The following is an 11148-nucleotide window of genomic DNA, read 5'->3' as shown; positions in this document are numbered from 1 at the left end:
TGGCGTAGGGCGAGAAGGTGATGGAGGAGGGCTTCGCAGGGAAGCGGCTGCGGAATGTCACCGAGCCACCTCCGGCCAGAAGGTCATGCGCGACGGTGTCGCTGTTGGAGTACTCGAGGCCGAAGCGCCCCTCTTCTCTCAGGCCCGCGCCCGACATCTCGAAGGCGGAGTTGTTGGCCGGGCTGGCCATGGGCAGCCGCCAGGTGCGCGTCCACGAGGTGAAGGTGGCCACGAGGGAGTTGTCGTGGAGGAACTCGGCCTCATTGCGCGAGAGGCGAAAGGCCCCGGAGGCCAAGGACGCATTGTCCCGGGCCCAGGCGCTGCCGTCCCACGCGGCGTTGAGGGTGAACCACACCGAGTCGCTGTCAGCGAAGAGGCGCAGCCGGCAGGCGCTGTTGCCGACGCCCTGGGCGTCGAAGAGGAGGACGCGGCCCGTGCCCAGGACAGGTTGGACGATGGCCTTGTGCTGGCCCGCCGCGGACTCGTTGCCTCGGTAGTGTCCTCCACCGAAGGTCCCGAGGACTTCGGCGAGGGCCGCCTCCACTGAGTCCGCCGTCAGCAGATTGCCTGCGTCCGCGACGGCGACGGAGGAGGCCGCATGGGCCCCCGCGCCCTGGGTGACATGCCCGTTGAGGAGGCCCAGCAGCGCGGCCACCTGCTGCCGCAGGCTGCTGGAGGGAAGGGAGTGGGGCGTTCCGGCGAGAGCGTCTGCTCCGACACGCGAGGCACCGGAGCTTCCGGCCGTCGTCTCGCCCAGGCGGGTGACGACTTCCTGAAGCTGCGCCTGCACGCTGGTGCCGCTGACGTAGCCGTGGGGCGTGGCGCCAATGGCGCTGGCATGGTGCGCGCCGGTGGCGGCGCCCTGGTGAGTGTTGACGAAGCCCAACAGCGAGGACAGCTGCGCGTCCACGGTGCCCGCCGGAAGGAGGTTGGGCGTGCCAGGCACCGCGTCCGCACCCACACGGGAGGCTCCCGGTGTCCCAGCAGCAGCCGAGGAGAGCTTGTCCACGACTTCATCCACGGCGGCCTGCACCGTGTTGGCGGCGACGAAACCGTGGGGCGCGAAGTCCACGGCGCTGGCTGTGTGCCTCCGCGTCGTGCCGGAGAAGTGCCCAGCCAACTCGACGTCCACCTCGTCCAACGTCGCCTGCACCGTGTCCGCGTCGGGGCGCAGGACTTCCCAATTGCCACTCTCCACGGCCACGGAGGTGCCCCGGGCGAAGATGAAGGACTGGCGGCGGGAGGTGTCCAAGTCTGCGGCGAGAATCTGCGTCTGCCCGGGGCGGCGCCGGACGTCACACAGCAGCAGCTCATCGGGCTGGAGGGTGGGCTTGGGCGCAAGGCCCATGGGGCCCTCGGGCGCCTGGCGCACCACCAACTCGAAGGACTCGTCGCGGCGGAAGTACACCTGCTGGGAGTTGCCGTCCGTGCGGGGCTCGGACAACAGGCGGGTGAAGCGCAGAAATATCCCCACCCACCGCTCACTGCCGGAGGTGGAGACGTCGGTAGGGATGCCCGACATGTCCACCGCGCAGTCCACCGTCTGGCCCGTGCCGAAGAAGATGCGCTGGCCGAGGTTGTCGTAGGCGCGTCCCGGGGCCGTCAAGTCGATGGAGAGGTTGGGCACCGGCGAGTGCGGCGTGGGCACGGCCCCGGAGATGACGCCGTGGACGCCCAGGTCCGCGGCGAGGTTTCGGTCCGCCTGCTCCAACTGGGCGAAGGCCAAGTCCAGCTCGGCCTCCGTCACGCGCTGCCTGAAAAAATAATCCAGCCTGTTGGCCATATTTTCCTCCAAGAGAGGACAAAGGCAGGGCGCGAGGAATCGGGGACACGCAGGAGGTGCTTTGGGACGATAGGCTTGTGGGCTCGCGGGCGCGGCACGGCTTGATTTCTTCCGATGTGGACGCAGGGGAGGTGCACAGTGGGACGTCGCGGCCGGAAGGTCGAAGTTGGAGATGTGGTCATCGCAACTCGAGCGGGCAGGATGTCTCGGAAGGCCCTCATGCGCCGCGATGGGCTCGCTGTTGTTTCGGTGGGGCTTGCGTACAGTGTCACCCATGAGATGAGTGGCGGGAGCATTGCTGTCTCACTCGTGGAGGGCGAGGCTCGGCGAATTTTGGAGCGGCTGTTGCCATTGGCTGACTGGCGACTGCCTGCACCGAGGCTTCGCGCAATGCCGGGCTTTTCCCATGCCTGTGTGGGGGCGGTGGTCGCCGTGGTTAAGGGGGAGTCCCGCATTCTGTCGTAGCGGCTCGGTGTGCCTCTCAATGCAGGGTTGTCGTCTCGCCCAGCTCGCTGACGCCCAGTTCCCAGTGTTCAGGGACGATGAGCGGGAGGGGCTCCACGAGGTCCACGAAGTGAGTGTGGGCGGGCTTGAGGTACTCGACGAGGGCGCGCAGGCGCTGGCACTCCTCGGGTGAGAGGGGGCGCTCCACCTCGATGTTGAAGGCGTAGCGGGCGAAGCGCTCGGAAGGGCCCAGCACCCAGTTGACGCCCAGCTCCGACTCGCCCAACACCAGGGTGTCCGAGGCGAAGGGGGAGATGGCCCGCACCTCAATGCCGAGGAAGAAGCGGATGGCGTTGCGCAGCCCCAGCGCCGTGCCCTTCTGCTGGTACATGGCGACGAGGACGGAGGCCAGGCGGCGCCGGCCGAGGACATCCAACTCGAACGCGAAGGGGTTGCCCAAGTCCTGGAGGATGGCGTCCAGGAAGGCTTCGGGCGCGCGCTCCAAGTCGAAGTCATCAGGGAAGGCATCCAAGTCCGCGAGGAGCAAGTCCGTCACCTCCTGGAGGCAGGAGATGAAGCGGCGCAAGTCCCCCGTCACGTCGTCGCGGCGGTTGTGGCCCGGCAGCATCTCCCAGAGTGTGAAGTGCCGGGAGGGGGGCCGAGCCGGGCGGAAGCCAGCGAAGGTGGCGCGGTGGTAGGGGGCGAGCACGGGGTTGCCGTGCGCGTCCGTCACTCCGTCCACGAGAACCTCGTACACCACGTCCGGCGTCATCTCCGTGTCGAAGACGAGGTGGACGAAGGCTCCATCCGCCACGGCCTCGAGGTCCGCGACTGGGACAGCGGGCGCGCCACGCGCGGTGAATGCGAATCGCGCCGTGGGCGGCACCTTCACGTCCTCGTCGAAGGCGAGACGCACGGCTTTCTGCCCCACGGCCAGTGCACTCACGAGGCGTGGGGCCGTCCTGTCCTCCACGCTGAAAGAGTACGTCTCGTCGAGGAGGTGCTCGCCGCCGGCCGTGGCTGAAACGACGCGGACGGACACGGAGGCCTGGCTGGCCAGCGGCGTCGCTGGGTGGAGCACGACACGCAGGGTATCCGCCGTCTGCGCCACCTCCGCCTGGGGGCCGGCGAAGGCCGGTTGCACTTCGACGCTGTCCCCGCCAGCGAATGCGAGGATGCCGTCCACCCAGACTCGCGTGGCCTCCCGTGCAATGCCGTCCGTGCCGACGTCCACCAGCTCCAGCTCCAGCGCGGAGTCGACGGGGACGTCCTCCTCACCCGGGCCCGGCGAGCGGTTGAGGAGGAGCGGGCGGCGAGCCTCCGCGAGGAGGGAGACGGTGTCGACGTAGAGGGCGGGCAGCTCAACCGTTGCCATGGGGCTTCCTCACGGGACGCAGAGCTCCAGGCGCACGCCCACCGTGTGGACACCGGAGAGCTTCGAGACGTTGGCTGCCATGTCACCGGCGAAGCGCTCGCGGCCGAAGCGCCCGATGCATCGGGCGTACTTCACGCCGTCAACGACGAGGGATGCTTCCCAGGCCAGGCCCGCCGGGGCCCCTGGCGGCACACGGAAACGCAGCGCGCAGCGGACGAGCGCCAGGCCCGTAACGTCCACGGCCTGTGTCACCTCGGCGAAGTCCCCGGGGGCCAACTCGAAGAAGCGCCCAGGCTCCTCGTCGCCGAGGACGAAGAGGTATTCGCCCGAGGCAGGCGTGGCCCACTGGGGCCGAATGCGGCCCTGGCCCAGGCCGAGGCGACTCGTGAAGGCGGTGAGGGCCATGGGCGTCACACCTGTCGCGAGAGCTCGAGCGAGTCGAAGTAGGCCCGGCGCGTGACGTCCTTCACCGCGAAGCCGAAGCCGCCCCGGCCGGAGGTGAGGGGCTGGCTGCCGGAGTTGATGCCGAGGTTGTCGTCGATGAAGTCGGCCATGCCCGGAATCGGCTGCCAGTTGGGAGGCGTGCCGAGCGGGTGGGTGGCCAAGTCATTGTGGAAGGACTTGAGGACGACGTCGCCGTTGGCGTTGACGATGACGTCCAACCGCAGGTGCAGCCAGGTGCCCTGGGCGAAGCTGGCCGAGGACTTCAGCAAGACACCGGGCCCGTCCGCGTCCGGGAGTCCCGTGGCCACCGCGCCCTTGCGCAGCACCACTCGGTGCGGCTCGTCGTCGGAGAGGCCGAGGAGGTACGCGGAGTCGTTGACGGAGGTGCCCTGTCCGCAGAGGAACAAGAAGGGCGAGAAGCCGGTGGGGCCGCCACCGGGCCCTCGCTGGAGGCAGCCGCGGATGCTGCCGCCCTTGGCCATGGGGGCGAAGTCGGGGAGGTTCGCGAAGAGGGCGACAGCGCCCTGTGCGGCCGACAGCGAGTTGAATGCGAAGAGGAAGTTGCCGCCACCCGGAGGACGGGCGATGCCCGCCGTCACACCTCTGTCCACGGTGGCGATGTCCAGTCCGCCATTGAGGTACGTCCAGTCTGCGAGTGCCATGGTGTCCTCACTGCGTGGTGGCCGTGGGCCACCCGGTGTCGAAGTCCTCGGTGGGCTGCGAGGAGCTGAAGCGCGCCGCGCGCGCTGGCACGTCTTCCCAGCGCCAGGTGAATGCCTCGGTGTCGAAGTCCTCTCTCGGTGCTGGCACGGAAGCGGTGTCCTCCCACTCGGTGAGGGACGGCCCTTGGCCCCACGTCTCGACGGCGCTCCCCTCGAAGAGGTGCGGGACGAGCTGCGCGGGTGGCAGCTCGAAGAGGTAGCCGTCGTTGTCCCAGCCCCGAGAGAAGGCCTCGAAACCCTCGCGCTGGCCGAAGATGGCGAGGGCCACAGGGACGTCGGAGAGGGTGTCGTGCCACACGTACCAGCGCTCGAAGTCCTCGCACGCCTCGTCCGGCACGCCGAAGCCCGCCAGGGCTTCGAGGCGCGTCACCGCCGTCAGCGTCCAGTACGCCGCCTCGCCGGGCCGCCCTCCCGCGTCCTCGAAGCTCGGATTGAGGAGCGCCATGTCAGAAGAGCCTCCCGGTGTCCCCGTCCTGGAGCGTGACGCTGCCCAGCACCGGCAGCTCCCGCACCGCCAACTTCACATCCGCGGGTAGGCCGTTGAGTGTCAGGTCCATTCTCGCGTCACCCAGCTTCCTCACTCCGGGGGCATCGCGAATGACGTTGAACACGTCCGACCATGCCACCTCGCCAGCGGGGCTCCCCTCTGCGTCCTTGAGGTTGAAGCCGAAGTCGATGCGCGGGTTGGGCGTGCCGTCTGGCTCGCTGACCCGGAAATGGACTGCGAGTGCCAGGCGGACGCGCGCGGAAACGTCCAGAGGCGACGCGCCCTGGCGCAGGAAGAGGCGCGCGGAGATGTCCACGCGCCGGTACACCGGCTCCTGGACGCTCACCTGGAAGGTGAGGGTGCAGGGGTAGACTTCCGTCACCTGGCGCAGCACCACGGCCTTGAGCGCGGGCGTGGGCACGCCGCCGCCCTGGGGCACGACGTAGAGGATGCCGGAGTTCTCCGGAATGCTGGCGTCCTCGTTGGACGTCAGCATGAGCGCGCGCGCTACGCCGGGCAGGCGCCGGGCGTTGACCTCGAAGTCCTCGCGGGACACCGTGCGTGTCAGAGCCCGGAGGCTCTCGGGGGCGAGCAGCTTCGCGGAGGCGATGGACTGCCGGTCCGCGCCGCCGGAGGCCGGGGCGGGGTTGTGGACGGACACCTGCACAGCGTGGCCATGGGCATCCCGGTAGCTTCCCTCCACGACGATGAGGCGAGCCGCGTCCACGTTCCCCGCGGCCCCTCCGCCCGTCTTGTACGTCACCGCCACGGTGCCAATGGGAAGCAAGCCGTTGATGCCGTCGCCGAAGCGGACGGTGGCCCTGTCGCTCTGATCCACCGAGATGAGGAAGTGGGCGTCAGGGGCGCGAGAGTTGAGGAAGGTGTCCACCTCGATGAAGGTGCCCTGTGCGGTGGACACACGGGCGGAGCCATCGAGGTAGGGGCCGAAGTCCAGGCGCGCCTCGAAGTCGGCGAGGCCGCGGGCGTCGAAGAGCTGAGTGTGTGTCTTCGAGTGCTCCACCACGGTGACGACGCGCGGCGGGTTGGCGCCGGCCGGAATGGTGGCGGGTGACAGGAACTGGAAGCGGACGGCTTCTGTCACCTCTTGGGTACGGACGACGGTTCCGGCTGGGAATGTGACGGGAGCTGCGGGAGGCAGGGCCAGTCGTAGCTCCACCTCGGCCGTGGCCGCCTGGGCACCGTGAAGCCGGTAGCCCAGCATGCGCGCCAGGGCGATGACGTTGCGGCGCTGGGTAGCGGTGGAGAGGCGGGACTCGCGGGCGAGGTTGTCCTGGTAGGTGCCGAGAACGTCGCCGACGAAAGCGTACATCTCCAAGAGAACGTTGCCGAAGCTGGCCGCGTCGAAGTCCGTCCAGTCCGGGAAGACGCTCTTCACGAGCGCTACGAGGCGGGCGCGCAGGGCGTCGAAGTCGCGGTGGGTGTAGTCGGTGGACGCGGGAAGAAGTGGCACGTCGGCGAAGGCCTCCATCGGGAGACAAAGGCTTTCGGCCTCTTCATTTCGGGGACATCGTGCTGCACTCAACCGGCTACGAGTGTCCTGACCGCTACCTGTGCTCTTGCGTCTGCTGCTTCTTCACATCCACCTCACGCGGGGCGTTTATCCCCCAGAGAGGTGTCTCAAGAAATCGTGGGGCGGAGGAGACCGAGGCCCTGTGCCTCCCTCGCTCCCATCGTGAGCCGCCCGTCCGTGGACGGGCGGTAGCCGACGACTCCTTACGGACAACGAACTCGGCGGCGACCGTGTAGCTCCTGGCGCTCTGGCGCTACCCGCATGCTCACCGCATGCAGCTCCGACTCATGGAGAGCAAGCGTTCGCGACCTGATAGCGCTGGGTGAGATATGCACGCGCACCACTGTTCCAGAAGAGTCGGAGTGTTTGCTCGGCGTGCGGCATGAGATGGCTTGAAGAGCATGGGGCCTCATGGACGTACTGGGGCGAGAAATCGCTTGGGCTGTCGAAGTCGAGAGAACTCGACGTGCTCGTCATGTGACACCCGCGACAGAATGGCTTGACGACACCCATATAGATGGTCCGGTCGGCATTGTTTGTATTCCAGGCGAAAGGAATGAAGCGATCCGTGGCGACCGCGGTCGGGTCCGACGGCTGCTTTCCACCATAGAGGCCCTGGATGAACTGACTGGTCGCAGGAGACATGGGAGTGAGTGCGACGAGCGCGTTCAGCTTTCGAAAGCCTTCGCGCTGCGCCTGGGCGTCACCTTCGCTCAGATACTTGAAGGAGAACGGATCGAACGGGAGGAACCGGGCGTCCTGACTGACCGTGATGAGCGCGGGATTCTGCACGAGGTAGGCGGTCGAATTCAGACCGTGACACCCCAAGCAATTGTTCGGCACCGATGCGTGCGCGCCCGTAGAGTCGAGCGGCGCAGTCGCCAACTGCTGACCATTGGCGTCGTACACGATGAATTTGATGGCATCAACGAGATTGGGCGGAGTGTACACCATTGCCACCGTAGCGAACGCGTCATGCCCTCCGTGGGCCAGGGTGAGGGCCTTCATCGAATCCGCGGGAAATGCCGCCTGCCGGGCATTGGTGCCGTAGTTGCTCACGTAACATGCAACACCCGTCCCGAGGGGCGCGCCAAAGGACTTGCAATGCATCTCGCGCCCGAAGCCGAGATCAGCGTCGTTGTAGTAGACGGCACTCGCCTCATTCGTGGGGAAGTTGTACTGCTGCTTGAAGCCATTCAGGGTAGAGGGGAGTCCGGACGTGCTGTAGTACAGGAGCGTCGCCAACTGCGTCGCATCCCCTTTCCTGCCCAGATAGTTGTACGTTTTGACGCCCGCGTGAAGATCCGCGGGGTTGTTGACGGTAGACATCACGGCAGCCCCTGGCAATGCCGACCCACATATCGTCACGAAATCTACCCAGTTCGTCTCGAGATTGTCATTGGAGCACTGGAAAAAGGTAGCGACGTCGAAGGTTGGGAGCACCTGATTGCCTGGATAGTCCTTGGCGAGGATTCGCAGTTGCACGAACTTGCCGGGCGGCCAGCGTGCGGCCTGCTCTGGAGTGGGATTGCTGGGGACGGGAGTGACCTGCGTGGCGGCGTAATAGAGCGTGACGGGTGAGTTTGCATTCCACTTGATGGGAAGCGGGTCCGTGTTCATGGTCGCCAAAACAACCCAATTGGCATCCAAGGTCGGGTCCAGCCCGGGCCTCTTGAGCACTTGAATCTCCAAGGGGGTATAGGGAGCAATGGCATATGCCCCAACCGTGAGCGGAAATCCCACGGGGTCACCGCTGTAGACCAAACCATTGAGCGGTGACATGGAGAGGCCTGGTGGGGACATGGCCGTAGTCATGACCAGGAGAAGCGCATACGTCAGCATGGGGTGAACTCCTCGAACCGCCACCGTTGTGTCGCAGAACCCAACACGGTCATTCAGCGATTCGTGAAAAGCATCAACATCCAGTGTCAGTCTCAGGTCTATGGGGCCCCAGTGCCTTTGAGCACTTCTGAACACTCCCTTGCGCCACTGGAGTGGCTGCGCACCCTGATGCGCAAGCACAACCAGCCGGTGGGTATTCCCTGACGCATGAGTTCAACGACAGAAGAGGTGGGTGGAAATGCACCTCCTTTCCGTGCGCCAGTCTTCCTCTCAGGCAAACAACACAGCGCGGCTGCCCAATCCTGCGCTTCTCCGTGTTCGACGAGCTCGAAAGCCCGCGTCTTTCCACCGGGGGCCGTCAGGTATGACAGCACCCTCCTGCGGCTGTTGATGGTCTCCACACCGAGCGCAGACGAAGACATCCAGCGCGAAAGTACGGCGCATCAGCCCCGCCCAATCCAATCGCGGCGTGCGCTCCTTCGCCGATTCCACCGTCGCAGCTACAACGGTGCTCATGGCGATTGAGGCGGGTAGCCGCAGTATGCGAACCAAGCGGCTGCGTCCTGTTGCTGCACGGTTGCGAGTGCTTCTCGCATCGCTTAGCGGAGGGTCACATGCGTGCGGGCGCCGAGTGCCCGCATGCGCGTCTTTACCTTCAACCAGCACGATTCGATGGGGTTGAGCTCAGGGCTGTAAGAAGGTAGGAAGAGAAGCCTCGCCTTGCGGCTGCGAATGAGTTGCTCGACTGTCGGACGGTGATGGACGCTGAGGTTGTCCATGACCACCACGGCGTGAGGCTTGAGTATGGGCAGAAGCCCCTCAAGGACATAGGTTTCGAAGCGCTCGCTGTTGGTAGCGCCTTCGAAAGTCAGTACAAGCCCCATTCCTTGCTATCATTGTGATTTGGTGTCGACGGCCCAGGGGCACATAGCCCCGAGCGCGCTGCCCTCGCCGAGCACGCCCATACCGGCGGGTCATGGAGCGGGTTGCGGCAGTCTCGTCAATGAAGTGGAGGCGCGTGGGCTTCAGTTGGGCGGCCGTAGCCAAATACCCCCTGCGGGCCCGGCGGTTCTTCGCCAACCGCCGCTCGGAGGCGAGGAACGACTTTTTTACGCGTGTAGCCCAGGCGTCGGAAGGCACGTCCCATGGTGGGGCGACTCACCCGCACGCCCGTTGCCTTGGCATATGCATCCGCGATTTCCTGGGTTGTACTGTCGGGCGCGGCATCCAGCAGTCGCTTCACCTTGCTCAGTTGCGAATCCGGGACTCGGTAGTGGGGGCGCGGACCTGGGCGCCTTGGAGCGATGGTCCCAGTTCGCTTCCAGCGGCCAATGAGCCGATCAACCGTCGCGACCCCTACTTGAAACCGCTTGGCTATCTCTTCCCAGGACTCTTCTCGCGCCAGGTACGCGTCGAGAATCCGCTGCCTCAAATCAATCGAGAGTGGTGCGCCTTTGACCTCAATCTACGGGCTCCGCTGCGCTCGACCTTGCTCCATCCCCTGGAACCGGCCCACCAAGCATCAGGCTCTGTGCTTCCCTCGATCCCCGTTCATGAGCACCGTTGTAGGTGCAGTCGTCGGAATGAGGAGCTGCCTGCATCTGCCCCTGGTGACTCCGTATGTCGGCTCTAGAGGTCGCGTGGAGAGACATCCAATTCCGCTGTCGTATCACCCTCGCGCACTCGCACCCGAAGCGTCAGCATGGCGGCGTCCTGCTCGACGCGGACCTGCACCAGGTGAACACCCGGCAGCCAGCGAGCGAGGGCGTCTCGGATGTACACACGCGCCAACTCCGCCAGCACGGCGTCATTGCGCTGGTGGCGAAGCCGCGCGAGTCCCGCCCCGAAGCTGGTGCGCCAGGGTAGCTCGCCGGTGGAGTGGGGCGTGGCGCCTTCCGTGAGCAGCACCTGCCGCACCTTCGAGGCGAGCAACTCGGCCCCGGTGCCCGCAGCGAAGTCCCGCTTCTTGTCCCGCCGGAAGGGGACAAGGAGATTCTGGGGCGCTCGACTCACGACGTCCTCCTCACGGGATAGGGATGGCCGCGCGCGCCTGCAGCAACGTGCGGACGATGGTGTCAAGGGGCGCAACAGCTTCGTCCAGCGCGCGGCCCTCGAGGCTGGAGAAGTCCGGCACCTGGGGGCCGCCTACCAGGCCCAGGAGGACGTTGAGGAGGGCCATGAGTTGGGAGAGGGCGGCCAGGGCTTTGCCGACATTGGCGGCCTCCTGGGCGACGTTGGCCTCCGCGCAGCCGGCCACCGCGATGAGTCCTGCGTCCCCAAGCTGGGTGGCGCGTTGCCGGGCCCGCGCCACGCTCGACAGGCGCAATTGCAGGTGGACGAACTGGGCACGCGCACGGCCCAGCTCGCCCAGGACGATGTCGATGACGCCCACCACCGTGTACGGCACCGAGAGCTGGGGGACGAGGCGGAGCAGCTTGGACACCTTCTCGGCCAGCTTCGGGAGGGCCGCGGCGATGGCGGTTGGGTCGGGCGGCGGCCCCAGCGCGTCCGGTATGGCCT

The 11148-nt window shown here is 66.5% G+C and carries 11 protein-coding genes; all 11 read right to left on the bottom strand.

Features of this window, described 5'->3' with window-relative positions; translation table 11 throughout:
* The coding region (locus KRR26_RS35500) for a hypothetical protein (protein ID WP_217082060.1) at positions 1-1783 on the bottom strand (1783 nt) is incomplete at its 3' end.
* 481 nt (positions 1784-2264) lie between these two features.
* Positions 2265-3602, bottom strand: coding sequence for a phage tail protein (locus tag KRR26_RS35495; RefSeq protein ID WP_217082059.1), 1338 nt, complete (start codon positions 3600-3602; stop codon positions 2265-2267).
* Positions 3603-3611: 9 nt separating this feature from the next.
* Complete coding sequence (locus tag KRR26_RS35490) at positions 3612-4007, bottom strand: hypothetical protein (RefSeq protein ID WP_217082058.1); 396 nt, start codon at positions 4005-4007, stop codon at positions 3612-3614.
* 5 nt (positions 4008-4012) lie between these two features.
* The gene (locus KRR26_RS35485) at positions 4013-4708 is read right to left on the bottom strand and encodes a hypothetical protein (RefSeq protein WP_217082057.1); all 696 of its coding nucleotides are present in this window, start codon (positions 4706-4708) and stop codon (positions 4013-4015) included.
* A 7-nt stretch (positions 4709-4715) separates the two neighbouring features.
* Entirely contained in the window at positions 4716-5213 is a 498-nt protein-coding gene (locus KRR26_RS35480; protein WP_217082056.1) for a hypothetical protein, read from the bottom strand.
* Position 5214: 1 nt separating this feature from the next.
* Entirely contained in the window at positions 5215-6744 is a 1530-nt protein-coding gene (locus KRR26_RS35475; RefSeq protein WP_217082055.1) for a baseplate J/gp47 family protein, read from the bottom strand.
* A 327-nt stretch (positions 6745-7071) separates the two neighbouring features.
* Positions 7072-8628 carry a hypothetical protein gene (locus tag KRR26_RS35470; protein WP_217082054.1) on the bottom strand — a complete coding sequence of 519 codons (1557 nt, stop codon included), beginning with the start codon at positions 8626-8628 and terminating at the stop codon, positions 7072-7074.
* A 599-nt stretch (positions 8629-9227) separates the two neighbouring features.
* Positions 9228-9512 carry a transposase gene (locus KRR26_RS35465; protein WP_217082053.1) on the bottom strand — a complete coding sequence of 95 codons (285 nt, stop codon included), beginning with the start codon at positions 9510-9512 and terminating at the stop codon, positions 9228-9230.
* A gap of 116 nt (positions 9513-9628) precedes the next feature.
* The gene (locus KRR26_RS37935; RefSeq protein ID WP_217082052.1) at positions 9629-10060 is read right to left on the bottom strand and encodes a helix-turn-helix domain-containing protein; all 432 of its coding nucleotides are present in this window, start codon (positions 10058-10060) and stop codon (positions 9629-9631) included.
* A 197-nt stretch (positions 10061-10257) separates the two neighbouring features.
* On the bottom strand, positions 10258-10641 hold the full coding sequence (locus KRR26_RS35455; protein WP_217082051.1) for a GPW/gp25 family protein: 384 nt from the start codon (positions 10639-10641) through the stop codon (positions 10258-10260).
* A gap of 10 nt (positions 10642-10651) precedes the next feature.
* A partial coding sequence (locus tag KRR26_RS35450) for a hypothetical protein (protein ID WP_217082050.1) occupies positions 10652-11148 on the bottom strand: 497 nt, incomplete at its 5' end.

The organism is Citreicoccus inhibens (genome assembly GCF_019039035.1).
Lineage (GTDB): Bacteria > Myxococcota > Myxococcia > Myxococcales > Myxococcaceae > Citreicoccus > Citreicoccus inhibens.
This window is presented reverse-complemented; position numbering and strand designations above follow the sequence as displayed.

Bases quoted from the DNA above. Each gene is read 5' to 3' on its own strand.
- KRR26_RS35495 (WP_217082059.1), bottom strand. From the start codon at position 3,602: ATGGCAACGGTTGAGCTGCCCGCCCTCTACGTCGACACCGTCTCCCTC.
- KRR26_RS35490 (WP_217082058.1), bottom strand. From the start codon at position 4,007: ATGGCCCTCACCGCCTTCACGAGTCGCCTCGGCCTGGGCCAGGGCCGC.
- KRR26_RS35485 (WP_217082057.1), bottom strand. From the start codon at position 4,708: ATGGCACTCGCAGACTGGACGTACCTCAATGGCGGACTGGACATCGCC.
- KRR26_RS35480 (WP_217082056.1), bottom strand. From the start codon at position 5,213: ATGGCGCTCCTCAATCCGAGCTTCGAGGACGCGGGAGGGCGGCCCGGC.
- KRR26_RS35475 (WP_217082055.1), bottom strand. From the start codon at position 6,744: ATGGAGGCCTTCGCCGACGTGCCACTTCTTCCCGCGTCCACCGACTAC.
- KRR26_RS35470 (WP_217082054.1), bottom strand. From the start codon at position 8,628: ATGCTGACGTATGCGCTTCTCCTGGTCATGACTACGGCCATGTCCCCA.
- KRR26_RS35465 (WP_217082053.1), bottom strand. From the start codon at position 9,512: ATGGGGCTTGTACTGACTTTCGAAGGCGCTACCAACAGCGAGCGCTTC.